The sequence below is a fragment of the Roseinatronobacter bogoriensis DSM 18756 genome (assembly GCF_004366635.1).
Taxonomy (GTDB): domain Bacteria; phylum Pseudomonadota; class Alphaproteobacteria; order Rhodobacterales; family Rhodobacteraceae; genus Roseinatronobacter; species Roseinatronobacter bogoriensis.
On record NZ_SORN01000005.1, the window covers coordinates 192326 to 217884 of the forward strand.

23 protein-coding genes are annotated in these 25559 nt (G+C 58.5%); 11 read left to right on the forward strand and 12 right to left on the reverse strand.

Going from position 1 to position 25559, the window contains the following annotated elements; all coding sequences use genetic code 11:
- Positions 1-10: 10 nt before the first annotated feature.
- Positions 11-1939: a HAMP domain-containing methyl-accepting chemotaxis protein gene (locus EV660_RS12605; protein ID WP_168800305.1), complete on the reverse strand. Its 1929-nt coding sequence runs from the start codon at positions 1937-1939 to the stop codon at positions 11-13.
- A gap of 436 nt (positions 1940-2375) precedes the next feature.
- On the opposite strand from EV660_RS12605, the gene EV660_RS19025 reads away from it, so the two are divergent.
- Positions 2376-2501, forward strand: coding sequence for a hypothetical protein (locus EV660_RS19025; protein ID WP_260162137.1), 126 nt, complete (start codon positions 2376-2378; stop codon positions 2499-2501).
- 310 nt (positions 2502-2811) lie between these two features.
- On the opposite strand, the gene EV660_RS12610 is transcribed toward EV660_RS19025, so the two are convergent.
- The gene (locus tag EV660_RS12610) at positions 2812-3087 is read right to left on the reverse strand and encodes a hypothetical protein (protein WP_071480340.1); all 276 of its coding nucleotides are present in this window, start codon (positions 3085-3087) and stop codon (positions 2812-2814) included.
- A 163-nt stretch (positions 3088-3250) separates the two neighbouring features.
- On the opposite strand from EV660_RS12610, the gene EV660_RS12615 reads away from it, so the two are divergent.
- The 4 genes from EV660_RS12615 (at position 3251) to EV660_RS12630 (ending at position 7490) form a co-directional block, all read left to right on the forward strand.
- Positions 3251-4159: a DMT family transporter gene (locus EV660_RS12615; protein ID WP_232727388.1), complete on the forward strand. Its 909-nt coding sequence runs from the start codon at positions 3251-3253 to the stop codon at positions 4157-4159.
- Between the two features lie 169 nt (positions 4160-4328).
- Positions 4329-5438: a TRAP transporter substrate-binding protein gene (locus tag EV660_RS12620; protein ID WP_071480341.1), complete on the forward strand. Its 1110-nt coding sequence runs from the start codon at positions 4329-4331 to the stop codon at positions 5436-5438.
- Positions 5439-5482: 44 nt separating this feature from the next.
- Positions 5483-6100 (forward strand): TRAP transporter small permease subunit, encoded by a 618-nt coding sequence (locus EV660_RS12625; RefSeq protein WP_338069109.1) that lies wholly within the window; start codon positions 5483-5485, stop codon positions 6098-6100.
- Position 6101: 1 nt separating this feature from the next.
- The gene (locus EV660_RS12630) at positions 6102-7490 is read left to right on the forward strand and encodes a TRAP transporter large permease (RefSeq protein ID WP_071480342.1); all 1389 of its coding nucleotides are present in this window, start codon (positions 6102-6104) and stop codon (positions 7488-7490) included.
- A gap of 123 nt (positions 7491-7613) precedes the next feature.
- On the opposite strand, the gene EV660_RS12635 is transcribed toward EV660_RS12630, so the two are convergent.
- Positions 7614-8837 (reverse strand): MFS transporter, encoded by a 1224-nt coding sequence (locus EV660_RS12635; RefSeq protein ID WP_071480343.1) that lies wholly within the window; start codon positions 8835-8837, stop codon positions 7614-7616.
- A 271-nt stretch (positions 8838-9108) separates the two neighbouring features.
- Between EV660_RS12635 and EV660_RS12640 the strand changes: the two genes are divergently transcribed.
- Both EV660_RS12640 and dusA read left to right on the forward strand, forming a co-directional pair.
- On the forward strand, positions 9109-10221 hold the full coding sequence (locus EV660_RS12640) for a cystathionine gamma-lyase (RefSeq protein ID WP_071482012.1): 1113 nt from the start codon (positions 9109-9111) through the stop codon (positions 10219-10221).
- Between the two features lie 158 nt (positions 10222-10379).
- Positions 10380-11402, forward strand: a complete 1023-nt coding sequence (gene dusA, locus EV660_RS12645; RefSeq protein ID WP_071482013.1) for a tRNA dihydrouridine(20/20a) synthase DusA — start codon at positions 10380-10382, stop codon at positions 11400-11402.
- Positions 11403-11429: 27 nt separating this feature from the next.
- On the opposite strand, the gene EV660_RS12650 is transcribed toward dusA, so the two are convergent.
- On the reverse strand, positions 11430-11735 hold the full coding sequence (locus EV660_RS12650) for a DUF6477 family protein (RefSeq protein WP_071480344.1): 306 nt from the start codon (positions 11733-11735) through the stop codon (positions 11430-11432).
- A gap of 293 nt (positions 11736-12028) precedes the next feature.
- Here EV660_RS12650 and EV660_RS12655 point away from each other — a divergent pair, with 293 nt between their 5' ends.
- Positions 12029-13018, forward strand: a complete 990-nt coding sequence (locus EV660_RS12655) for a DUF6456 domain-containing protein (RefSeq protein WP_244927321.1) — start codon at positions 12029-12031, stop codon at positions 13016-13018.
- A 368-nt stretch (positions 13019-13386) separates the two neighbouring features.
- Here EV660_RS12655 and EV660_RS12660 read toward each other — a convergent pair whose 3' ends face one another.
- Together EV660_RS12660 and EV660_RS12665 are read right to left on the reverse strand one after the other, a co-directional pair.
- Positions 13387-15237 carry an ABC-F family ATP-binding cassette domain-containing protein gene (locus tag EV660_RS12660; protein ID WP_071480346.1) on the reverse strand — a complete coding sequence of 617 codons (1851 nt, stop codon included), beginning with the start codon at positions 15235-15237 and terminating at the stop codon, positions 13387-13389.
- Between the two features lie 80 nt (positions 15238-15317).
- Positions 15318-16193 carry a LysR family transcriptional regulator gene (locus EV660_RS12665; protein WP_071480347.1) on the reverse strand — a complete coding sequence of 292 codons (876 nt, stop codon included), beginning with the start codon at positions 16191-16193 and terminating at the stop codon, positions 15318-15320.
- 97 nt (positions 16194-16290) lie between these two features.
- Between EV660_RS12665 and EV660_RS12670 the strand changes: the two genes are divergently transcribed.
- Together EV660_RS12670 and EV660_RS12675 are read left to right on the forward strand one after the other, a co-directional pair.
- Positions 16291-17832: a proton-conducting transporter transmembrane domain-containing protein gene (locus EV660_RS12670; protein ID WP_071480348.1), complete on the forward strand. Its 1542-nt coding sequence runs from the start codon at positions 16291-16293 to the stop codon at positions 17830-17832.
- A 25-nt stretch (positions 17833-17857) separates the two neighbouring features.
- The gene (locus EV660_RS12675; protein WP_071480349.1) at positions 17858-20248 is read left to right on the forward strand and encodes a YbcC family protein; all 2391 of its coding nucleotides are present in this window, start codon (positions 17858-17860) and stop codon (positions 20246-20248) included.
- Positions 20249-20505: 257 nt separating this feature from the next.
- Here the strand turns inward: EV660_RS12675 and EV660_RS12680 are convergent, their stop codons facing one another.
- The 6 genes from EV660_RS12680 to EV660_RS12705 all read right to left on the reverse strand — a co-directional run bounded on the left by EV660_RS12680 (position 20506) and on the right by EV660_RS12705 (position 23850).
- Positions 20506-21315, reverse strand: a complete 810-nt coding sequence (locus EV660_RS12680; RefSeq protein WP_071480350.1) for a DUF1217 domain-containing protein — start codon at positions 21313-21315, stop codon at positions 20506-20508.
- Positions 21312-21716: a flagellar biosynthesis repressor FlbT gene (gene flbT / locus EV660_RS12685; protein ID WP_071480351.1), complete on the reverse strand. Its 405-nt coding sequence runs from the start codon at positions 21714-21716 to the stop codon at positions 21312-21314. Before flbT ends, EV660_RS12680 begins: the two co-directional genes overlap by 4 nt.
- Positions 21713-22090: a flagellar biosynthesis regulator FlaF gene (gene flaF, locus EV660_RS12690; protein ID WP_071480352.1), complete on the reverse strand. Its 378-nt coding sequence runs from the start codon at positions 22088-22090 to the stop codon at positions 21713-21715. The genes flbT and flaF overlap by 4 nt, the downstream gene beginning before the upstream one ends.
- 74 nt (positions 22091-22164) lie before the next feature.
- The gene (locus EV660_RS12695; RefSeq protein WP_071480353.1) at positions 22165-23010 is read right to left on the reverse strand and encodes a flagellin N-terminal helical domain-containing protein; all 846 of its coding nucleotides are present in this window, start codon (positions 23008-23010) and stop codon (positions 22165-22167) included.
- 217 nt (positions 23011-23227) lie between these two features.
- Positions 23228-23569 carry a hypothetical protein gene (locus EV660_RS12700; protein WP_071480354.1) on the reverse strand — a complete coding sequence of 114 codons (342 nt, stop codon included), beginning with the start codon at positions 23567-23569 and terminating at the stop codon, positions 23228-23230.
- Positions 23566-23850 carry a rod-binding protein gene (locus EV660_RS12705; protein WP_100319250.1) on the reverse strand — a complete coding sequence of 95 codons (285 nt, stop codon included), beginning with the start codon at positions 23848-23850 and terminating at the stop codon, positions 23566-23568. The genes EV660_RS12700 and EV660_RS12705 overlap by 4 nt, the downstream gene beginning before the upstream one ends.
- A gap of 339 nt (positions 23851-24189) precedes the next feature.
- Between EV660_RS12705 and fliK the strand changes: the two genes are divergently transcribed.
- Entirely contained in the window at positions 24190-25476 is a 1287-nt protein-coding gene (fliK, locus tag EV660_RS12710; protein ID WP_157798919.1) for a flagellar hook-length control protein FliK, read from the forward strand.
- The last annotated feature ends 83 nt before the right edge of the window (positions 25477-25559 follow it).

Consider the following 25559-nt stretch of genomic DNA (forward strand, 5'->3'; position numbering starts at 1 on the left):
TCAAACCGTCTTAGTAGTCCTCCCATGGGCCCTTGTTGAGCGCCGTCTTGGTGCTAGGGTCGCCAGCTTGCTTGTCTTTGCTGCTTCGGGCGGACGGCCGTTTGGTCTGTGTGCGCATGTCGATCACTTCGGCGAAGTGAATGCCGGGTTGACCGCCGGTGCGAAAACCGGACAGTTCTTGCGTAAGGTCTTCGGCTTTTTGCAGCAGTGATGTCGCGGCGGCGGTGGTTTCTTCAGCCACAGCCGCGTTTTGCTGCGTCACCTGATCAAGCTGGTTTACCCCTGTGTTGATTTCAGCCAGCCCTGTCGCTTGTTCCGAGGCGGCCCCGGCGATATCCGCGACCAGTTCGGAAACTTCGGACGCGCGCATCAGGATGTCTTCGAGGCTTTCGCCGGTCCGCTCCACAAGGGTGGAACCTGCTTCGACCTGAGTGGCGCTTTCCTGAATCAGCCCCTTGATTTCGCGTGCCGAGTCCGAAGCCCTCTGCGCCAGACCACGCACCTCAGAGGCGACGACGGCGAAGCCGCGCCCAGCTTCACCTGCGCGTGCAGCCTCAACACCGGCATTGAGCGCCAGTAGATTGGTCTGAAATGCGATATCATCTATGACATCGATAATGCGCGTGATCTGTTCGGAGCTCTTCTCAATCCGGCGCATGGCGCCAATTGCGTCACGAACGATCTGCGCACCACTTTCGGCATGGCTGCGATTGTTCTGGCTTGCTTTCTCGGCGTCCGAGGCGCGCTGCGCGGTCGAGCGCACACTCTCGGCAAGTTCGTTAAGCGCAGCTGCGGATTGCTCCAGCGTGGCGGCCTGTGTTTCAGCGCGCGCAGACAGATCCTGCGCGGCGGCGTTGATCTCGCCCGACCCGGCCCTCACCGAGACTGTGACAGCCCCAATCCGCGACACAATCCCTGCGAGCCTCTCAACCACCTCATTATAAGCGGCGCGCAAGGCGTCGTATTCCGCAGGGAAAGGATCATCGGCAGGGCTGGTGATGGGCGTCGTCAGATCGCCATCGGCCAGTCGCGTCAAACCTGCGGAAATGTCGCGCACAACGCGCGATTGCCGCGCGGCCTCGCTCTCGGCCTTTTTTCGGGCGTCTTCCTGCATCGCAAGCTGGCTGGCCTGAACCTCCTCGGACTTGATCAGCGCCTGACGGAACAACTCGACCGTCCTTGCCATGTCACCGATCTCGTCGCGTTGGGTCAGGAAAGGCACTTTGAGCGTGTAGTCGCCTTTTGACATCTGCGCCATGGTCGCGGACAGGCCCCCGACCGGGCGCAGGATGGACCGCCCGACAAGGAATGCCGTGATCAAAGCCAACGCCACGGCAACCGCAAGACTGGCCAGTGCCACAGAGCGAAATGCCTCAGTCGTGCCACGCACCTCTGCCCCGATGCGCTGGTTCTCGGCCTCATGCAGGTCGATGAATTCGTTGATTGCCGACAACCAGGCCACAAAAAGCGGACGCACCTGCGCAAGTGTCTCAAGGGCTGCTTCGGTGTCGCCTGCGCTCTGAAGCGCTATGATCCGCTCTACAAGCGGATTTGTCTGCGCCTGAATGCGCTCGATCCGTTCCAGAATATCGCGCTCAAGTGCAGTGCCGCCGCCACTCTTGTGCATCATCTGGGTTAGCGCAGTCTCGCTGCGGCTGTAATCATCTGCCAGTGAAGCGATTTCATCGACGGCCGCAGCCCGGTCACGCGACTCAAGCATGGCGACATCGCGGATCGCGATGGCTCGATCATGAACCGAACCTCGAAAATTGATCGCATAGCGCTGCTTTGCAGCGTTCACATCGTTGATCTGCGTGAGATCGGCATTCAAGCCGTGCACATTGCCGATATAGGTAACAGTCATCGCGACGATCAGGATGACCATAACACCAAAGCCAGCGCCCAGTCGGGCGCCTATACCCAGGCGAAAATTCTGCAATTTGAATCTCCAAATTGAAAAGCTACTCAACGTATCCGCCAGGTTCATCAGATCCGATTGCCAGAAATGAAGCACACCGCATCTCTCTGATCACCAGCGACGATCCCGGTGGACAGATCGTGGCTAGGCAAGTGCAGAGTTCCTCCCCAAAGGATATCGGGATTGATGCCATGGACTTCTTAACTTCTTGTGAATCTGCTACATTTTTTAGCGGAAGTAATTTGGATTGTAGTTAAAATGCGGTGACTCTACACGGCTGGCGACCGCACCGCGCCGATGGGCAAGGCTGTTCGCGTTACGTTGGCCACGACATTGCCGCGAAAAGATTGCCACGAAAAGAGTGTGGCCTCCGGCAACTGATCCCATTTCGGGAAAACCAGCGCGCTTCATCGGGCTTTTTATGTGTTTTCCGGACCATCGCGGCAGGATTGCTTGAATGGATGCAATCATCGCCCAAATTGCAGAGCACCAAAAGCAAGCCCTTGACACAATTTGCTTTCGCGACCGCTCTCGAACCAAGTTGACGCCGAATTTTCAGCGCCAGCTGGTGTTTGCCACCTGACGAAGGGTTCGCGTGCCACATGCGATGCCTGTGCGAAAGTCGGTTTTGCGGGACAAAGGGGACATAACCAAACCGGGCGCAAAGCCGCGCAGCGTCGGGCCGCGGTGCGGCGATCCAAGGCTTGCTCTGTAGCGCTTTATGCTGGCCAAGTCCCTGAAAGATCAGATTGTTGCGCTGGGGGCAGCCAAATCGCCGTGCCGTGGGTGCGGCCCGACGATGCGCGGCGGGCTGGCGCCCTTGACTCCGCGCTGCTCAAAATCGGCGCAGGACTCCAAGCAGTCTTGGGGTTTCCCGTGACATGTGCAGAACACTAAATATTGCCGCGCAACGCTTCCGGGTGATCGGCCAGAAACTCTTTCAGCGCCTTGTAGAGTTGCCTTGCCTGGGTCAGATTGCCTTCGTGCAAGGCATCAGCGATATCTTCACAGATCATTTTCTGAACCTTTTGCGGGCCGTGATGGATATGCATGAGGTACTCGCCCAGTTCTGCGGCGCTGACGGTGTCCATATGTTCATGGTCCGAGATCGCATCTATCTGCGCCCGTGTCAGACATGTCATGTCCAGAATGTCGTTTTCATTGATCATCTAAAAATCCCCCCCTCTCTTCGTGTGAAAAATCATACCATGGGGAAGGGCGGCATTGCGTTGCGGTAGATCAATAGGGCATGTGCGCTCTAGTGAGAGTCAAAGTCGCTAGCACCATGTTGGGGGAAAGGGCGCGTATTTATGGGTTTGAAAGCGAAACAACGTGAAGTCTGAACAGGCAACACCCGACGCAAAGCCCGCATTGGCCGCACTATGGATGTGCGGTGCGATTGCATCTTTTACGGCCATGGCCATTGCCGGGCGCGCGATCCAGCAGGAACTGGACTCATTCGAGTTGATGTTCTGGCGGTCACTTATCGGGTTCGGGATTGTGCTTTCAATTGTCCTGATCACCTTGCGCAAGACCGATCAAGGCTTTGCAAAGGCCATTAAGCCGACCAGCCCGGTGCTGCACCTGACCCGCAACCTGTTTCATTTTGCAGGTCAGAACCTGTGGTTTTACGGGATCATGGTGATCCCCTTGTCGCAACTGGTGGCGCTTGAATTCACCATGCCGATCTGGGTGGCGCTGCTTGCCCCGCTGGTGCTGGGCGAGAGATTCACGATGCGCCGCCTTTTCGTGGCGTTGCTGGGGTTTGCGGGCATCCTGATCGTTGCGCAGCCCGGCGTTCAACCTTTGACGAGTGGTCATCTAGCGGGGATGTTATGCGCAATCGGATTTGCCATGAACATGATGCTGACCAAACGCATCATGCGCACGGATAGTGTGATTTGTGTCTTGTTCTGGATGACGCTGTCGCAAACCTTCTTCGGGTTTATTCTGGCCCAGTGGGGCGGTTTCACATGGCCTTCGCCAGCGATATGGGGCTGGTTGGTGGTGGTCGGGCTTACGGGGCTAAGTGCGCATTACGCGCTGTCGTCTGCGCTGGGGCTTGCGCCTGCCTCGACAGTCGCGCCGATGGAATTTCTACGTTTGCCGGTTATCGCATTTGTCGGTGTCTGGCTATATGCCGAGCCGTTGGAGCCGCTGGTTTTTGCGGGGGCGGCTGTGATCCTGCTGGCCAATTGGGTCAATCTTCGAGGTCGGGAAATGCGCCAGCGGCCAACTTAGTGCGTTTCGAACGGGTTTTGAAATTATCGCTTTGAAATGTGTGAATTTTGCGCAATTTCCTGATGAAAATGCCTGAAAAAAAGGTTCACTCTGCCCTCACACTGTGCTTTTAATCAAATCCCGGCCCGCAGTCGGGCACAAGTAAAAAAACATCCCATGGGAGGAATACATGGATCGTCGTTCTTTTTTGAAAACCTCGGCGCTTGGTGGCGGCGCGGCAGCGGCCAGCACTCTGGCAGCACCCGCAGTTGCGCAGGGGCGCATCACATGGCGCATGGTCACCACCTGGCCGCGGAACTTCCCCGGTCTGGGAACCGGCGCGCAGCGTGTTGCTGACCGGATCAACGAAGCTGCCGATGGTGCGATGACTGTAGAAGTCTTTGCCGCAGGTGAAATGGTTCCGGCGCTTCAATCCCTTGATGCCGTGATCGACGGCTCGGCAGAAATGAGCCACGGCGCTGCCTATTACTGGCAGAACAAGTCGGTTGGTCTGTCGTTCTTCACAGGGGTGCCGTTTGGCATGACCTCGCGCGAATTGGCGGCCTGGGTGCGCTATCTGGGCGGTCAGGAACTGTATGACGACATCTATGACGACTTTGGTCTGCAAGCGTTCCTGTCAGGCGACACCGGCACGCAGGCGGGCGGCTGGTTCTCTGACGAGCTTGGCGGGATTGATGACATTCAGGGCATGCGGTTCCGCACACCGGGCCTTGGTGGTCAGGTCTGGCAGAAGATGGGTGCCTCGGTCACCAACCTTGCCGGTGGCGAAATCTTTGCGGCGCTACAGTCGGGCGCGCTGGATGCGGCTGAATTCGTGGGCCCCTATAATGACCGCGCGCTGGGCTTCCATCAGGTGCGCAAGCATTACTACACCTCGTCCTTCATCGAGCCGGGCCTTGCAACCGAATTGGTCGTGGACAAGGCGAAATATCAGGAACTGCCTTCGAATCTGCAAGCGATCATCCGTGATGCATGTCAGGCCGAATACGATCAGGTTCCGTCCGAATTCTATGCAAATGACCCGATTGCACTGAATGATATGGTCGAGAACCACGGCGTGATCGTTCACAACGACTGGCCAGAAAGCATTCTGGAAGCAGGTGCGGCGGCATCGCGCGAATTGCTGGTCGAGATACTCGACAGCTCTGATGCGAAGACCAAGGCGACGGCGGAAAGCTTTATCCAGAACCTGAATCTGCTGCGCTCGCGCACCGAAAATACCGACCTGACATTCGCACAGGCGCGTCTGAAGTATTTTGATGTTTCAGATCTTGGTTGATCGGCGGGCCTGTCGGCTGTAGCTGATACCCGGATATAAAAGGCATGGCCCCGGACGTGATCCGGGGCCTGTTGTTCAACAGACCCCGCTTTCCGGAGGATGACATGACAGCGCTTTCCTACCTGATGCGCCTGATAAACCTGATGAACCGTGCCATAGGAAATGTGTTCATGTGGCTTTCGGTGGGTATTGTGCTGGTGTGCTTTTGGGTGGTGGTTGAACGTTATGTGTTCCTGAACACGCGCCTTTGGATGCAAGACCTGTATCCGTGGATGAACGGGGTGATGTTCACTGCCGTTGCGGGATATGCGCTATATCGCAACGATCACGTGCGCGTGGATATCTTTTATCGCCCCGCCTCGACCTTGCGCAAGGCGTGGCTCGATCTGCTGGGCGTGTGCATCTTTCTTATGCCGTTTGCCTGGGTCGTCTGGAGCTATTCGCTGGTTTTCGTGCAGCGCTCCATTCGGCTGGGAGAGGCATCGGCCAATCCGGGGGGGATGCCGGGCCTGTGGGTTCTGAAAACCTTCATTCTGGTTCTTGCCGTCGTCATTGCGTTGCAGGGCATTGCTATGGCCATCCGGTCGATCCTGATCATTGCCGGTCGCTACGATCTGGTGCCGGACGATTACAAATACAAATACGATACGGAGACAGTCTGACATGGATCCTGTGCTGATAGGCGAAATCCTTGCCGGGCTGATGTTCTTTGCGGTGATCGGCTTTTTGCTGATCGGCTTTCCAGTGGCCTTCACCTTGGCAGGCACATCGGTGCTGTTTGCCTATCTTGGCCTGTATTTCGGCGTGTTCGACATGTCGAACCTGCGCGCGCTGGCAGGGCGCTATACGGGCTACATGATCAATGAGGTGCTGGTGGCAGTGCCCTTGTTCATTTTCATGGGCGTCATGCTGGAGCGCAGCAATATCGCCGAACAGTTGCTATCCACGATGGGGCGTTTGTTCGGCAACATGCGCGGCGGGCTTGGGATCTCGGTTATCCTTGTGGGCGCATTGCTCGCGGCCTCGACCGGGGTGGTGGGCGCGACCGTGGTGACGATGGGGCTGATCTCGCTTCCAGCGATGATGCGTGCAGGGTATGACCCCAAGCTTGCCAGCGGGGCGATTTGTGCAAGCGGTACGCTGGGCCAGATTATTCCGCCGTCAACTGTGCTGATCTTCATGGGCGATATGATCGCGGGCATGAATTCGCAGGTCCAGATGAGCCTTGGCAATTTCGCTCCAAAAACTGTGTCAGTGGGTGACCTGTTTGCGGGTGCAATGATTCCGGGCCTGTTGCTGGTCGCGCTATATATTTCCTACATCGTCTATAAAGCGATTTTCGATCCTGAAAGCTGCCCTGCAACGCCCGTTCCACCAGAAGAGAAGAAGGGGCTGTGGAAAGAGATCATCTTTGCTCTTGTCCCGCCCTTGTTGCTGATCACGGCTGTGCTGGGGTCCATCCTTGGTGGTATTGCGACCCCGACTGAAGCAGCCTCGGTCGGGGCTGTCGGGGCGACCTTGTTGGCGGCGCTGCGCTGGCGCTTGTCGATTGCGGTCTTTACCGAAGTCGCGCGCCGCACGGCGGTCATCACGTCGATGATCTTTATCATCCTTTTCGGGGCCTCAGTCTTTGCGATCGTGTTCCGGCAGATGGGCGGTGATAATCTTGTGCGCGAGTTCCTGACCTCGATGCCCGGTGGCGCAATGGGGGCCATGATCGTGGTCATGCTGATCATGTTCGTGCTGGGCTTCATCTTGGACACATTCGAGATCATCTTCATTGTCTTGCCAATTACTGCGCCGACATTGCTGTTGCTGGGTGTCGATCCTGTCTGGCTGGGGGTTATGATCGGGGTTAACCTGCAGACATCCTTCCTGACGCCGCCATTTGGTTTCTCGTTGTTCTATCTGCGCGGGGTGGCCCCGAATTCTGTCAGTACCGGGATGATCTACAAGGGGGCGATTCCTTTTGTCGGCTTGCAAATTGTGGCGATAGCCCTGCTGTTCATCTTCCCCGGATTGGTGCTTTGGCTGCCGTCCATTCTGTTCTGAGCCTTTGAGAGCGGTGCCTTCATGATCCTGCCATATCGCTCCGGCATTCTTTTCGCCGGAGCGATATAGGGACGGCGTTGCGCCGTGCGTCATTGTCCCGGGGGAGGGAAAGAGCGTTCTTCATCACGCCGCAGTAGAGAGGTTGCGGCCCGGGCGCAGCGTGCGGGTCAGGATGAAAAGCATGATCGCAATATTCAGCGCATTCCACACAATCCCGTTCAGGAATGCCAGCTGATAAGACCCGGTGATGTCGTGAATCCAGCCAGACATCCAACCGCCAAGGGCCATTCCAAGGATTGTTGCCATGATGACAAAGCCCACACGCGCGCCAGCTTCGTGGGCTGGCATGTATTCGCGCACGATCAGCGCATAAGCGGGAACGATGCCGCCCTGCGCCAGTCCGAACACCAGACTGACCACATAGAGAGAAGCAAGCCCGCCCGCCGGCAGATAAAGAAACAGCGCCAGCATTTGCAGCACCGATCCGATCAGCAAGGTCAGCACGCCCCCCAGCCGGTCAGCAATCAGCCCCGATATCAGCCGTGATACGACGCCGCCCAATAGCATAAGGGACAGCATCTCGGCGCCCACGGCAGGACCAAACCCCCGATCGACACAAAGCGCGACGATATGCACCTGTGGCATGGACATGGCCACGCAGCAGCCCAGCCCTGCCAAGGCAAGCAGCCAAGCCAGCGCGCGGGGGGACAGGCCACAGGCCGCGCGGTTCGCCAACGAGAAATTCGACGCCGCTGCCATGCTGAGTTCCGGCACCCGACGGCGCAGCAGCAGGGCGAGCGGGATCAGCAAAACAGTCACGATCACCGCCAGCGCCAGACATACCGCGCGCCAGCCACTGTCTGACATCACCCCCGCCAGCGCCATCGGCCAGATTGCGCCTGAAAGGTAATTTCCACTGGCCGCCACAGCGACAGCGATGCCGCGGCGGCGCTGGAACCAATGAGAAATATCGGCAATCAATGGCCCGAAACTTGCAGCAGACCCCAGCCCGATAACGAAATGCACGACAGATAATATCAGAATGGACGGGCTTACCGCTGCGGCCAGATACCCTATGCCCGACAGCAGACTCGCCCCGATCAGGGCGGTGGAAATACCAAACCGGTCAACTGCGCGGCCAATGAGCAGATTGCCCAACCCAAAGCCCAGCATGGTCAGGGTGTAGGGCAAGGACGAATCCGCACGTGACACCCCGAATTCTGCCTGGACAGCCGGCATGATAACAATGACCGACCACATGCCAACATTGCCGATGGTTGCAATCGCCAGCGTTACAGCCAACCGTGCCCATGAATAGCGGCTATCAAAAACCAGATGTTCTGACATCTATGGCCCCCAGCAGACGGATTGCAAAAACAGGGGGGCGAATGCAGAGTCCCGCGCAAAGCCTGTCATTTGGTAACACGTTCACCAAATTATCCGGCAGATCAAGCATTTCATGTTTCAACCGGGCGTTGGCTTTGCGCCGCAAATGGGGCTGAAACAAAGGGTTGAGTGGCACGAGGCAAGCCGCTACTTGTTCAGCAGGCACCCGCAAAGCCATTCATACTGTCAGGTAATGGCATTCTTTTTCAGTGAACAACCCGCAGGAAGCACAATGACGGCCGAGACCGACGCGCGCATCGCACATCTCCTTCACCACCGCAAAGCGGGCCTCGCATTAGGGGAACCCGTGGTGCCCCCGATATCGGTCGCGACCACGTTCCACCTGCCACAAACGCAGGGGGCCGTGCATTCCTACGGGCGTGCAGGCCAGCCCACCTGGGACGCGGTAGAGGCACAGCTTGCGATCCTTGAGGGGGCCGAAGTGGTTTCCTTCCCGTCGGGAATGGCTGCGATTACGGCGGCGCTTCTGTGTTGCCTCAAGGCCGGTGCGCGTGTGATGATCCCTTCGGATGGCTATTATGTCACACGGCTTCTGGGCCGCGACATGTTGCAGGTCTATGGGGTAGAGGTCGTGCCTGTCCCAACCCTTGACATGGAAAGCGCAGATTTTACAGGTTTCGATGTCATCTATATTGAAACCCCGTCAAACCCCGGGCTTGACACGATCGACATTTCAAACATTGCGACCCGCGCCCATGCCGCAGGCGCGCGGGTCATCGTTGACAACACCACCATGACCCCGCTCCTTCAGCGCCCGTTGGACCTTGGGGCCGATCTGGTTGTGGCCGCTGATACCAAAGCCCCCGCAGGGCATTCTGATGCGCTATTCGGGCATGTTGCGGGCCGGGACACAGTGCTGATGGCGCGGGTGGCGGACTGGCGGCGGCTATCCGGGTCAGTTCCGGGTCCGTTCGAGGCCTATCTGGTCCATCGTGGGCTTGAAACACTCGAAGTCCGCCTGAGCCGGATGTGTGCTTCGGCAGCAGTCATCGCGGAACGCCTGACGAAGCATCCTGATGTGCGCGCTGTACGTTATCCGGGATTGCCGGGTGATCCCTCGAACAAGGCCGTGGGGGGGCAGATGGTCAATGGCGGCTTTCTGATCGGCTTTGAACTGGCCGATGCCGCAACGGCGGAAGGCTTCCTCGCGCGGTGCAATCTGATCGAACAGGCCACCAGTTTTGGCGGGGTCCACAGTGCGGGCGAACGCCGTGCGCGCTGGGGCGACGATGTGGCGGATGGCTTCATCCGCCTGTCAGTCGGGGTGGAGCCGGTCGAGGTATTGTGGCAGTCAATCGAAGCGGCGCTAGCCTCACCGGGCTAAAACACTTCGTCTGAAAAGATCCGCGTTGCTCGTGGTGCGACGCGATCGCGGCCATTCACAGCTTTCGCTGCATGGGGGAGGGGGGCGAAAAATGTCGCCTCGATAGTGTTTGCATTGCAGGCCCAGTGCGCATATCGGAACGCAGAAAGGACCAGTTGATGCCATTGCACGTGACCACCAATGCTGCGCTGCTGTCTGTTGCGCCGATGATGGATTGGACAGATCGACACTGCCGGTATTTTCACCGTCAGTTGTCACGACATACGCAGCTTTACACCGAGATGGTGACTGCGCCTGCATTGGTGCGCGGTGGCGCATTGCATCTGTTAAGCCATGACCCGGCCGAAAACCCGCTGGTGTTGCAGCTTGGCGGGTCGGACCCTCAGGAACTGGCACAGGCCACGCGCATAGGCTGGGATGCAGGGTATCAGGAGGTGAACCTGAATTGTGGCTGCCCGTCTGATCGTGTGCAGTCAGGGTGTTTCGGGGCCGTTCTGATGACGCAGCCTGAACTTGTGGGCGAGATTTGTGCCGCAATGATCGCGGCAAGCCCGGCGTGTATTTCAGTAAAATGTCGCATAGGGGTGGATGACCAGGACCCCACAGAAACGCTTCCGCGCTTTCTGGAGGTGCTGGTGAATGCAGGCATAACGGATGTGATCATCCATGCGCGAAAAGCGTGGTTGCAGGGCTTGTCGCCCAAGGACAACCGTGAAATCCCGCCGTTGGACTACCCTCTGGTTCTGGCGATGAAGGCGCGCTTTCCCCACATGCGGATCAGCTTGAATGGCGGTGTCACGTCCCTTTCGCAGGCGAGGGCATTTCTGGACCAAGGGCTGGATGGTGTCATGATTGGGCGCGCGGCATATCAACGCCCTGCCGATCTGCTTTTGGGCGCTGACGAAGAGATTTATGGCCAACCCGCTGTTGCAACAGTTCACACTGCCTTGGAGGCGATGCGGCCCTATATCGCGCGAGAGCTGTCAGAGGGGACGAAACTCGCCTCGATCACAAGGCATATGCTTGGCTTGTTTGCGGGTAAGCCGGGTGCCCGCCACTGGCGGCGGGTGCTGTCGGAAAATGCCCATCGTCGCACCGCCGGGCTGGAGGTCATCGACATGGCGCTGGAGGCGATGGCACAGGCCGCACCCGACAATATAGAGCGCGACATTCGGGCCTAGTCCATCACATAGACAAGGCACAAACCCCTAGACCTGTTCGGGCGGTTGCTGTGTGTCAAGCAGGGCTTCGTGCAGGAGCGCTGTGATGATCGCAACATGTTCTGCCGCACTCCAACTGGCGTCATGGGCGCGGCGTGCATGTTCAAGAACCCGTTCACGCTCCAGCAACCGGGTCATGACGACGCGTGGTGCCGGAAGCTGTTGCGCCATTGGCAATCCAAGCAATCGGGCAAGGCGGGTGGTGCGGTTGTAGTCACCCAATGCATGGCGTGCCGCTACAATCAAAAGGCGAGGGCGGATAAGCGTGTCCAAGGTCGAAATCGCAAAATGCATATATCTGTTCCTTAATAAATAGCCCTCGGAGTATCGCACGACATTCGGGGTGTTGCGCGAAAAACAAAAGCACCGCGCGGTCGATTCAACTGGATTTAGGAATTTGTAACCATTCTGGGAGTGTCAAAAGGCTGGTTAACAAACTGGTAACCTTGGCAATCAAAGGTTGTGTATTTGAGGGGGTGCGCGTGTAGATGGCTGCGCAGAGTCTTAGTGAAGGGGAACTTGTTCGAAACCACGTTCAGAGTTTGTCAGACTTGGTTCCGGTTGGTGTCAGATTGTATCTATCCCATGTGGCTGCGGGAAAGTCATTGCGCGCACTTGGTAAAGATCACGGGTGCCATGCCTCGACGGTGTTGCGGCAGGTCCGCCATCTGGAAAACCGTCGAGATGATCCGCTGGTGGACGATGCGCTGCGCCGGCTTGACCATGCGCTGCGCGATATGCCCGATCGCTTACCGGAAAAGGATAGCACAGCAATGAGTCCCCATTCACGCGACGATGATGCGCCGCATGACCATGCGCAACTGGAACAGGACGCGATGCTGAACCTGCGGCATCTGACACTTGAGGGAGCGTTGTTGATCGTGGCGACTGATTTGCCCAAAGCGGTCATCACATGCGAAGATAACGATGGAATTGCGCAACGCATATCGGTCATGAATAGATGTGTGGCCGAAGTCATGGCCTTGAATGACTGGATAACCTGCCGCAAGCAGGGGCGGGTAGTCAGTTATGTCATAAACCCTTCCGGACGCTTGGCCTTGCGTCGCTACTGCGACAGAAATGGCCTTGCATTCGAACCTGCTGTGACGCCAGAGAACCAACCGGCAAGACGTGTGCGATATGGGGGCGTAGAAAGCCCTGTGACAGTCCTCGCGCGGCGGCGGGACAAGAATGGGCGACCTTTTCTGGAGCAGGACCTTGTGCAGGTCGCCGAGCGGTTGCGCGAAGATTTCGTTTTGGCGCAACTGGATGGGTTGACGCTGCAAGATGCGCAGGGCCTCATGGATGTGCTGGAACGCCGCAAGGTGCCGGGGCCGAACATTGCGCCTTCGGGGACCAAAGCCGCCCGTCAGCGTATTCTGGATGTGTTGCGGGATCTGGGGCCGGGGCTGGGGGATATGGCGCTGCGCTGTTGCTGTCGTCTGGAAGGGGTCGAGGCCGCAGAGCAGGCGATGGGATGGTCTGCACGATCAGGTAAAATCGTTCTGCGCATCGCCTTGCAGCGGCTATGCCGCTACTACAATCGCAAAGGGGATGCGCAGATGATGATTGGCTAGGGGGTAACGCCTGAGGAATGGTTCCCGCGCCCTATGTAATGTTTTCGCGAGAGGGGCGATGCGGGACTTTGCGGGCATCAGTTGCGCGGAATCAAGGCCGAAGGCCGCCGCGACTCAAAGGGCCGCCCCCACGGCACGGCGATTTGGCTGCCCCCAGCACTCAGATCAGATCTCTCAAGGACTTGGGCAGCATAAAGCGCTACAGATTCAACCGTGGATCGCCACACCGCGGCCCGTCGCTGCGCGGCTTGTCGAAACCATCCACCGTCCGCAACGCCCTCCAAGCAGTCATCGGGTATCTTATGTCAGGTTGCAAACACCAAGGATGTCACTGATGGCAGCAGTTGGCGACAGGTAACAGTACCAGATCACTCGGCCTGTGCGTCATCCAGCGCGGCTTGCGCTTTCATCCAGAGTGCCTCGGCCCGGTCCAGCCCTTCCATGACTTCGGCATATTTGGCCTGCCAGACTTGCAACTCGCTCAGGCGAGAGTCGTCATACAGCGACGGGTCGGCCAACTTTTTGGCCAGCTTGTCTCGCATATCCTCCAGCTTGCTGATGCGCCCCTCGCATTTTCGCAATTCACTGCGCAGCGCGCTCACCTCGTCCCGTGTGGCGCGCGGTTTGGGTTTTGATGCAGGCTTCTCTCGCACAGGTTTTGTGGTGCTGGACAGCAAAAAATTGCGATAGCTTTCCAGATCGCCGTCATAGGGCGTAACCTTGCCGTTGGATACCAGCCAAAGCCTGTCTGCGACCAGCGACAGAAGATGCATGTCATGGCTGACCAGAACGACCGCCCCGGTATAGGCGGTCAGTGCCTCAACCAGCGCTTCGCGGCTTTCGATGTCGAGATGGTTGGTCGGTTCATCAAGGATCAGCATATGCGGTGCGTCAAGTGTAGCCAGAAGCAGCGATAGTCGCGCCTTCTGCCCACCTGAAAGCCGCGCGACCACGGTTTCTGCCTGTTCAGCCATCAGCCCGAAACCCGCAAGTCGCGCACGCAGCCTTGGGGGTGCCTCTCCCGGGCGGGCGCGCTGCAAATGTTGCAGCGGTGTTTCGTCCAGTTCTAACTCGTCAACCTGATGTTGGGCGAAATAGCCCACGCGCAGTTTCGCCGCGCGCGTGACAGTGCCTGCACCCGCCAGCTTTTCAGCAAGCAGTTTTGAAAGGGTCGATTTGCCTTCGCCATTGCGGCCCAGCAGGGCGATGCGGTCATCCTGATCTATGCGCAGATCAAGATTGCGCAACACAGGCGGGCCATCATATCCGACCGATGCCCCTTCCAGCCGCAGGATGGGGGGGGACAGTTCCTCAGGGGCGGGAAAGGTGAAGACATGCCGCGCCGCTTCGGCGGGTGGGGTGATCGGGGTCAGCTTTTCAAGCATCTTCAGCCGCGATTGCGCCTGACGTGCCTTGGTGGCCTGTGCGCGGAAGCGGTCCACGAATTTTTGCATATGCGCGCGCTGGGCTGCAACCTTGGCGGCTTCGGCGGCCAGCACGGCACGTTGCTCGGCGCGGGTGCGGGCAAAATTGTCATAACCGCCCGCGTAAAGCGTCAGTTTGCGGTCGTCGAGATGCAGAATGTGGTCCACGGCACGGTTCAGCAATCCGCGATCATGGCTGATGATGATAACGGTATGCGGATATTTTGCCAGATAGGTTTCCAGCCATAACGCGCCTTCAAGGTCCAGATAGTTGGTCGGTTCGTCCAGAAGCAGCAGGTCGGGCTGCGCAAACAATACCCCGGCCAGCGCCACACGCATCCGCCACCCGCCCGAGAAATCGGAACAGGGGCGCTGCTGCGCTTCGGTATCAAAGCCCAACCCTTTCAGAATGGAGCTGGCGCGCCCTTCGGCTGACCATGCGTCTATATCGACCAGCCTTGCCTGAATGGCGGCAATATCCCCGGCATCCTGCGCCGTCTCGGCCTTGGTCATCAGGGCGGCGCGTTCAGTATCTGCTTGCAGCACTGTTTCGATCAAGGACGTCGAGGAGGATGGCACCTCTTGCGCGACACCGCCGATCCGCGCGCGAGAGGGGAGCGAGATCGTGCCACCATCGAGCGTCAATTCGCCCCTGATCAGGCGGAACAGTGTGGTTTTGCCGGTCCCATTGCGCCCGACAAGGCCAATCTTGTGCCCATCGGGAATATTTGCAGAGGCCGCCTCGAACAAGGGACGGCCTTCGACGGAGTAGGAGATTTCTTGGATGCGCAACATGCGCTGCAACTGCCCTCTCTGGGCGGGCGCGTCAAGCCCTGCCTGAAGTGTAATCCTTGTGAAAGCGGCAGGGCGCGCGATCAGTTCTGCGCGTGCAGCAATTCATCAACCAACGGGTTGGGAAACCGGCGTGTCAGTGTGATTGCATGAAAACTCTCGGCCAAGCCCTCGATCTGAGAAACTTCGACCAGCAGACCAGATGCGAGTTCGTCGCGTACGGCAATCGGTGGCAGCACGGCAATTCCGGCACCTTCGCGCGCAAGCAGGCGCATCATTGCGATGTCATCAACTTCGGCTGCGACCTGGTGCCGCAAGCCTCGCTTGCTGGCCCATAGATCGAAGCCCGCGCGCAGGCCCGTTTCCAGTGTCGGTAGCACCAGTGCTTCGCGTGCCAGCAGGTCAGCCAGATCTTCGCCATCGAGGCATAGCCCCGGTGTAGCGATCAGGCTGACAGGCTGTTCAGAAATTTTCTGTGACAGCCAGGGGGCGGCCTTGTCGCGTGGGGGTGGGGTGTTGGTCAGAACAATGTCAAGGCGCAGGGCCTGCAAGTCGCCCAGCAATTCGGCCTGAGAACCTGACCTCAGAATAACCTCGACATCAGGGCGCGCGATCAGCGGGCGCAGGAAATCGAGCTGAAAATTACGTGACAGGGTAGCCAATGCGCCCACCCGCACAGCGCGCCGTTCTGTGCCGCTTTCGGCCAGAACTGCCGCAAGTTCATCGCCTGTCTTGAAAATGGCATCTGCATAATCAAGGGCGATGCGCCCGGCTTCGGTCAGCACAAGCTGCCGGCCGACCCTGTCAAACAGCTTGTGCCCCAGCCGGTCTTCAAGGGTCTTGATCTGTGTCGATAGCGCAGATTGCGACAAGTTCAGCGCCTGTGCGGCACGGGTCAGGTTGCCGTCATTTGCGACGGCTTGAAAGTAGCGCAGGTGTTTGTAATTCAGCAGGGCCATAATTCTAATTATTGGAACGATAAAGAACAAACAATGTATTTTTACTAATGGTGCATCTGTTTTAACTGACCCCGAATAAACTTACGGGAGAGATGCGATGCCTGCCTTGCTACCCTATCTATCCATAGTGATCCTGATTGCGGCAGGACTTGGCTGCCTGATGGGGCAACAATTCCGGCCAACCATGACCTTGTTCATGGCAGAGCTCGCCTCGCTTGCTGCTTTGGCCCTGTCGCTGGGTGCGGGGCTGGTGTTGTGGATCTATGGGGCCCAAACAACGCCAGTTCTGGGGGCGGCGACACTGGGCCTGTCAGTCAGGCTGGATCTTCTCTCGGTTGTCATGCTGATGCTGGTGGCCTTGCTAGGCTGGGTCATAACGCGGTTTTCAGTCACCTATCTTGACGGAGAGCCGCATCAGGGCGCCTTTATGGGCTGGCTGTTGCTGACGCTGGCCGCTGTGACGGCGCTGGTATGTGCGGGCAACCTTGGTCAGTTGGTGATGGGTTTTATCGGCGCTGGCATTGGGCTGGGTAAATTGCTGCTGACCTATCCCGATAGGCCCCGTGCGCAACAAGCCACTGCGCGGATGCGCATGGCCAGCCGCGCAGGCGATATCGCGCTGATCGGGGCGACCATGGTTCTCGTGCTGGCATTTGATACCGCGGATATCGCAACGCTGAATGCCACTGCCGCTGGCCCGATGGCTGTCTTGGGCGCAGGGCTGCTGGCGCTTGGGGGGCTGCTGAAAGCAGCGCAATTCCCACTGCATGGCTGGCTGACCGAGGTGATGGAAGCGCCCACCCCTGTTTCGGCGCTGCTGCATGCGGGCATTGTGAATGCAGGCGGCTTTGTCCTGATCCGCATGGCGGATATCTTGCTGACCGCCCCCGGGATCATGGCCACGCTGGCGCTTCTGGGTGGGTTTACGGCCTTGTTCGGCAGTCTGGCCATGCTGGCGCAACCTGCGGTCAAGACCTCGCTTGCATGGTCAACCATTGCGCAGATGGGCTTCATGATGTTGCAAATCGGACTTGGACTGTTTGCACTGGCAGTGCTGCATATTCTGGCGCATTCGCTGTATAAGGCGCATGCCTTCCTCAGTTCCGGCAGCGCAATCGCCTATGTGGCGGCCGCGCGTCGCCCCGGCCCGGTTGCGGTGCCGTCTGTGCGCAATGTGACGCGCGCCTTTGGCCTTGCGCTGGTCATCTTTGCCGCCGTGGGCTTTGCTTTCGGTCTGGCGGGCAAGCCGCCGCAGGCTTTTGCCCTTGGGGCAATCCTGATCTTCGGGGTGGCATATCTGATCGCGCAGGGCCTTGCCGATGCCGCGCCGGCCAGCCTGACCAAGCGGACATCTGTTGCCGCGCTGGTCACTTCGGCCAGCTATTTCACGCTGCATGCGGGTATTGACTGGTTGATGGCCGATACATTGCCAGGACCAACGGCCCCCGATGCGCTGGAATGGGCGGTGATGGTGCTGGTGCTGGCAAGCTTCGGTCTGGTTGCACTGGCGCAGGCCCTGTTTCCACTTTGGGCTGGACATCCGGCGGCGCAGGGTTTGCGCGTGCACCTTGCCAATGGTCTGTATGTCGCCCCGCTTATTGATCGACTGACGGGCCGTCTGCCTGCCAGCCGCGCTTGAAACATATTTCGAAAGGATCAATCCAGTGAAGCTGCCAACCCATGCCAGCCTTGATACACCCTTTCTTGCAATCATCGAGGCGGCACGCCGCGCCGCACGCCTGATCCCGCCCGCATTTCCCTTGTCGGCAACAGTGGCGGTGAACCCCTATTTGGGCCATGTCACCGAAGACTTGGCGCAAGTTGGCGCGCAGCTTGCCCGCGCGGGCGGGGTGCGGGTGACATTGCCGCGCGCGGCATTTCGCGGAGCATATGCCAGCGGAAAAATGATACGCGACGATCTGTGTGCCGCACTGGACCTGCGCCCCGGACTTACGTTGGAGGCATTGGAAGAGGGGCTGGCGACAGATCGGCCCGACCCGCGCCCGTTGCCCACAGTCGCACAATTGGCCGCCTCCGTCAGCGGACGTGACTGGCCCGAGATTGTCGCGGCCCGGATCGGGGCATGGGCGGCGGGTTACTTCGATCAGGGGCAGGCGCTCTGGCCCGCGCCTCAGGGGCGCAGCGCCTATGATGCGTGGCGCGCTTTTGCCAGCCAGGACCTGACCCCCGAAATCATGGGGCTGCGTGGTTTTTGCAATCTGGTGGCTGATGCGCCGGATACGGCGCCACTCGCGCTGCTACGCGCCGCAGAGCAACTGGGCCTGAGCGCAGCAGGCGCCGAGAGTGCCGCGCATCGTTGGCTGCTGGAACTGGGCGGCTGGTCGCAAGTGGCGCGCTGGAAGTTGTGGCAGGCGGAACTTGATGGGCAAAGCGATGATACCGTGACCGATTTTCTGGCTTTGCGGATGATCTGGGATGCTGCGTTATTGGCGCAATATCACGACCAGATCGCTGACAAGTGGCAACAGGTTGTCGCCGAACATGCCCGGCCGGCCACCGCTGATCGTGACCTGGAAATTGATGTGACATTGCAACTGGCCATCGAGCTGGCCCATCAGCGGGAGTTGCAACAAAAGCTGTCGCAACCCGTGCGCAGTGTGCAGCCCGCACGCCCAAGCCTGCAAGCGGCGTTCTGCATTGATGTTCGCTCTGAACGGTTCCGGCGCGCATTGGAAAGCTGCGATGCAGATATCCAGACGCTGGGGTTTGCGGGCTTTTTCGGGCTGCCATTGGCCCATATTCCGCTGGGCGCTTGCGGGCATGACGCGCATCTTCCGGTTCTGCTGACGCCGTCCCTCAATAGCAGCCCCGATACAGACCCGCGCACCAGCCATGTTGCACAGATTACTGCGCGGGCCTGGCGCGCCTGGGGGCGTTTCAAACTGGCGGCGGTGTCCTCCTTTGCCTTTGTCGAGGCGACGGGCCCGCTGTACCTTGGCAAGATCATTCGTGACAGTCTGGGCCTGCATGGCCAGACTGCTGCCGAACCTGCACCCAGAATTGCGGGGCTTGACCCGGCGCAACGCGCCGAACTGGCTGGCAAGGTGCTGCGCGCAATGGGGCTGACGCAAGGGTTTGCCCGCGTCGTATTGCTTGTCGGGCATGGCGCGCATGTGACCAACAACCCGCATCATTCGGCACTGCAATGTGGGGCCTGTGGCGGCCACTCGGGCGAGGTTAGCGCGCGCGCACTCGCAGAGGTGCTGAATGACGCTGCCGTGCGCCAACTGCTGGTGCATCAGGGAATCTGCATTCCCGAAGATACCCGGTTTCTGGGCGCCTTGCATGACACCACCACCGATAATGTTACTATGTTTGGCGGCCTTTCGGGGAATGAGGCCGAGATCCGGCGCTGGCTCGATCAGGCCAGCGCCATGGCGCGGGCAGAGCGTGCAGCGAGCTTGCCACATGCAGGGCAGGGGGGCTGTAACTTGCCTGCCCGCGCGCTGGATTGGGCAGAAATCCGGCCTGAATGGGGGCTTGCAGGCTGCGCGGCCTTTCTGGCGGCCCCGCGCGCTGCCAGCCGTGGCTGCGACCTTGGTGGTCGGGCTTTCCTGCATGACTATGACTGGACGCGTGACGAGGGCTTCGGTGTTCTGGAACTGATCCTGACAGCACCTGTCGTTGTCGCAAGCTGGATCAGCCTGCAATATTTCGGGTCAGTGACGGCACCGCAAGCTTTTGGGGCAGGAAACAAGGCGCTGCATAATGTGGTTGGGGGCTTTGGCGTTTTTGAAGGCAACGGCCATGCGCCGCGCACGGGCTTGGCCTGGCAATCCGTGCATGATGGCCAGCGTCCCATGCATGATCCGCTGCGGCTGAGCGTCATTGTCCGCGCGCCAGCGGGCGCGATCAGCGATATTCTAGGGCGATACCCTCAGGTGCAGGCGCTGTTTGACAATGGGTGGCTGCATCTGATCAGGATGGATGATGCAGGCCAGCTTGTGCAACGCTACCATTGCGGGGATTGGCTGGATATGAGCGGAGAGGGCGCTGTTGGCACTGCGCAGCGCGCGCGATCTGTCAGCATGTGACCCGCCAGATCTGGCAAGGGAACCATTGCCCCACGACATGGCAGAGCTTTGCAATATAACCTTGTTCCAAGGGCCGACTGGGGGTGCTGCAAGGTGATAGCTTGCAAATGTAGCGCTTTGCGATGGTCTGCGCGCTGTAAATGATCGCTTGTGGCGCATTGCGTCGTGCAGTTGTGTGCGGAGAAAATACGCTTGGGTTTTGCCTGAAGCCGCGATGTTGGGAGCGCAGGCGCGTCAGATTGGCGGGATCGGCGGTGTTACCTCTGAAAACCAGCGGCATTTTGCAATAAAAACAGGGCGGTGCTGCTGGATGTCATCGCGGATTGCATGTCATTCAGCTGCGACATGATCAGAAATCTGTGGGTGAGCTTTTCCAGATTCTCTGGCTGCGACATCTCCAGCAGATCGCTGACGCCAAAGCGGTTTTGCAATGCGGCACGCATGCGCGTGACCTGATCGTCAATATCCAAACGTCCAAATTCCTTGGGCAGGCCAAGACCTGTCTCAAGAATTTCTCGCAAGGGCGGATTGCCAAGCGCGGCATACCAGCGCGATGTTTCTGACGAGAAGTCCTCTGCAAGCTTGGGCAACTCTCGCTGAAGGGTAAGGGCCAGTCGCAGTGTTTGATCCTGTTCCCCGACGGAGACTTCGAAAGCGCGCCCTTGGTAGCTTGCTGTCAGTTTACCAATCAGGTCATCTGGCGCTGCCTTGCCGCCTGTCCCGGCGAGGTGTTCAAGGGCGCTTGATAGTGCAAAGTAGCGTTTGTCTGCCAGACGGTTGGCAAGGGCCGTGCGCTCTTCGGTCCCGCCCTCAATCACCTGGCGAATGAAGGCGCGGTTATCCAGATCATCTTGCAGGCCAAAAGCCCCCAGAGTGACGCGAAGCAGCCTTCGGTCAGAAACAAGTTCCTCGGCGGTTTGAATGCCGGGGAACTTCTCCTGAAAATAGGCAACATCGCGTTGCATTGCAGGCGCGGCATTGAAGCTGTCTTCCTGGCGCTCTCGGGTGCGGTTCAGGAACGCCCAGCCAGCAAGGCCGGATACTGGCAGGACGGGTTGAAAGCTCATGACACACCGATTGCAAAAAGGCGTTTCTCTCGCGGGAGAAGCAGTCTCAGAAACTTCAGACTTTGATAGAATTCACCTTTGATTGCGTTTTCAGAGGCGCTCTCAAGGATTTTTCGACTGTCCTGATCGCTGAAAACCTGACTCAACTGCTCAATGGATCGAATGAGTGAGGGGGCAATGTCTGTGGCGCTGCTATCCCCGGAGAGGATAAGCTGGGCGAGGTAACATGTTCGCTTTACCGGTGTATTCGCCTGTTCGGGGTGAATGGCATCGCGCAGGCGCAGAACATTGGCATTGGGGGTCTTGATCGAAATGCTGGTCCGCCGGTCGCCGTTCTCGATAACGGCCCCGTTCAATAAGACGCGCTCATGTGGCGCCAGCCGGATAACAAGGCCCGTCATGAGATATCTGCCTTGCCGGAAAGCCCGCGCATGATGGCGGTGTTGATTTCAACCAGAACATCCGCGCTGCCGCGTCCTTCAAGGACAGCATCGGTCTGCTTCATTGTAAATTGTGCGAGGTTCAGTAGCTGTACTCTCAGCCCCTCGGGCAACTGGTTTTCAGGCGATGCCAGATCAATTGCGAATTCGGTCCAGAGGCGGCGGTTCTCTGTCATGGCTTCGGCCAGGGCGGGGAATCCCGCGCCCCCGGCGTCGAGAGCCCATCTAAGCCGCGATGTGATGCGGGCGATAACGTCGTATTCGGCCGAGCGTGCGGTTTTCAACGCGGTGGTCGGATTGCCGTAAGAGGCGACGGCCAGTGCATGGGCATTCATTCTGTAACCCTTTCCGGAAAATTTGATGCCGGTGAGAACCAGAGCCCCGTTTTACAGGGCTCTGGTCAAGTGACTTAGCGGAACAGTGCGAGGATGTTCTGCGGCTGCTGGTTCGCAATCGAGAGCGACTGCGTTGCAAGCTGCTGCTGCACCTGAAGTGCCTGCAGCCGCGCTGATGCCGCTTCCATATCGGCATCGACCAGTGCACCGATCCCGGCGTTCATGGAGTCAGTCAGTTTCGCGACAAACTGGCTCTGGCTGTCGATCCGGGCGGCGGAGGCCCCCAGTGCCGCGGCTCCGGTAATTGCGGTCTGGATGAAGCCTTCAATCTCGTCCAGTGCTGTTGCAGCTGAAGTTACATTGGTGATCTCGGTCAGGTTCGTTTCCAGATCAAGATCTGCTTCAAAATCGACAGTCTTGACCGTAATTTTGGTTGCTGCCGGATCCCCGGAGCCCACACGGTCAAGCGATGCCAGTACGCCAACGCTGTCGGCGCCTGCGCCATCGACATCTGTTGCAAGCAGGTTTGCACCATTGAATTGCGCGCCGCCGATGATAGCGCTGATCTGTGCGGTGCGTTCCGCGATGTCGTTCTGAATCTTTTCGTGATCCACATTCTCGCTCTGCGCGGAAATGATCAATTGCTTGATATCGTTCAATTCGCCAACGATCTGCTCGGCAGCAGCAGAGGCAACGCCCACAGTTGCCTTGCCGAGGGCCAGGCTGTCTGAAATAGCCTTGAACCCGGCAACATCGGATTCCATGACCTTGGAGATTGCCCAGGTCGACGCGTTGTCCTGCGCGGTTGCCACTTTTTTACCAGTGGCGATTTCGCTTTGGGTTTGCGCCATGTCCTTGTTGATCCCGCGCATAGTTTGCAGAGCGACCATTGCGCCGGAGTTTGTCAGAATGCTTGACATAAGTTTGCCTTTCGTTTGTGCATTTTACACAGTTAAAAAAACACCTTTAAAAGGTGCAGATAGCTGCATTCTGCAGGTGCTTGCGGTCTGTTGAGATCGCGGCGTCAGCGTTCTTGCTGTTACGTGCCAGTGTCCCTTCAAGTGATTTACAGAAGCTGAACAGGCAATGTTTTTTTATCAATCAGGCCCGGATTTCGGAGGAGTTGGTTAAGCGTTGTTAGGCTTTATGCTCCAATTCATGGCGTGGGGGGCGTATTGTTCTTGATGCGCCAAGCCGGTCATACATTTGCGTTTCATGTCCCGATCGCAGTTGTGCCAGCCGTTGACGGGCATCACGAACCCCTTCGGCTGCTGCGCCCAGCATTGCCATGTTCCGCTCAAGGCGTTTTTGCAGGTTCGCAAGAATGCCGCGTGGCATGGACTGCGCCTGAATGGCCTTGACCGCTTGCTCCTTTGCATTGGCCAGCCGCTCGAGTTGGTCATAGTCACCGCCAAGCAGCGCCTCTCTCTCTTCATGCAGGAGAGTCAGCAAATCCTCGATCTGTCTGTTCTGTGTCATGTTGCCCCCTGTTCTGGCCCGCGCTGCGCCATCAGGCCACGCAGCGCCATTTCCGCAAAACCGATTCCGCCAGCCGCGGCTATCTGTTTGGCCTGCGCATCCAGCAGGAGGGATGCAAACTGTTCTTCCCCCTCTCCCCCACCGAATTCTGTTCTGCTTTGGCCTGCGCCAGCTGCCTTGAGCAGTTCAGACAGGATCGCGGCCTCAAACTCTTGCGCGGCCTGCTTCATCTGCGGCGTTGGCTGATCGGATGGACGGGCGGCGGGCGGAGGCCGCAGCATTTGGGTCTCTGGCGGGATATGCATATGTTCCTCTCCGGTATGTCGCAATGACCGGAGAATCCGCTATTCCGGTAAAGAATTGGTAAGCAATGGAGTGGATATTGAGGGCATGTAGAAAGGTGCATAGCCCGGATGTCTGAAAAGCTTGCCGTCAAACTGTTTGGATCTGATACGCGCCCGGCACGGCCTGCGGGCGGCCGCGCGCTTCCGGATGAGAGCCAAAGCGCGTTTCATGAATATTTGCGTGCGCGGCAGCGTGCGCAAGCCATGCGGGACCAGGCGCGCCAGAATAGTGCGGCCGATGCGCGGAGTTCGCAGCAACAGCGGTCGCAGCAGGGAATGAAAGCGGAAATCAGAGGGGATGAGGCCGAATCAGATGCGCATCCCTCATCCGAAGATGATGTGGTGTGCCAGAACGACTCGGCGGCAACTGTGCAAAGGAAAGGGGCGCATGATCCTGTTGCGCGCGGTCAGGTTTCATTCCTGATGGGCGCGGCGCAGATCAAGGGTTGCGAAATGCCCGCGCTCAACATTCGTGCGCATTCAGCTGAACTGGCGCAAGACGACCTTGTGGATGGGGGGACGGATGCGGGAACCGACGCTGCCCCGGCAATGTCTTTTCAGGAAATGGAGACAGGTTCGACATCCGGGTTTGAGAATGCTGAGCTTCAAGCTGGTGGCACTGTGACAGAAGCGGGCGGATTGGAGACAAGTGGCGAGGCGATCATCGCTGAGGCGGTGGGGGGTGGCGTAAACTATTCTGGCATCTCGCCCAGCGCATTGCGCGCAGAGCCTGAGTTTGGCCAAGCGCATGCTGTTGCAGGTTCGGTTGCGGGAGTTTCAAATATCGGTGCCATGCAAGGTGAAGTGCTTGCGAAAGGTCAACGAAAATTCGGGGAAATCCCCGCACGGCGGGTTCAGGGCGAAATGGCACTTATCTCCGAAGCCGCCAAAGCGGCAAGCGCCCGTGAAAAGCCACATGTGGCTTTGGGCGCAATGACTGGCCACAGCAATCCTGGGGCAGTGGAACGGGTAGCCTTTGTGGCGCGGATGCTTGAGGCGGGTGTGGGCAGCATGACAATAGTGCCAAACCCCGCTATTGGTGACGCAATGGCGGCTGGGGGTTCGGATATGCCAGCCATTATCCCTGTCGATTCGAACAGTGATGATGCGCTGCGCTTGGCGGCGCATTCGGCCATCGGCAATGTCGCTCCGGCAAGGGTGCGTAATCCGGTCGCGGACCGTTTGGGGCCGGTCGTCTGGACGCAAGTTGTGGAAGGTATTCGTAACTCTTCCGCCCGTATGTTGCAGATACAGCTTGCACCGGTTGAGTTGGGCCGGGTGCGCATAACAATGAACCCGACGGATGCGGGGGTTCAGGTTATCATCAGCGCGGAACGCGTCGAGACGCTGGATTTGATGCGCAAATTCTCGGCAGATTTCGAGAAGGCCTTGGCAGATATCGGATACCAGCAACTTGATATGACATTTTCACATCAGCAGGGTTCGGATGATGAGACTTTTGAAGCCGCCAATGCGAATTCGCCAGAAGACAGCTTTGAAACTGGCCCGGTAGAACAGCTTCACTACAGATTGGAAGAAAATGGCATGGATATTCGCATTTGAGACTGGAAAGGTATTGGCCCCACTCTCTGGCCGCGCCTCTGTTCTGCAAGCGGCTTGGAGTGGTCGGGTCGTTCCCGGTGCAG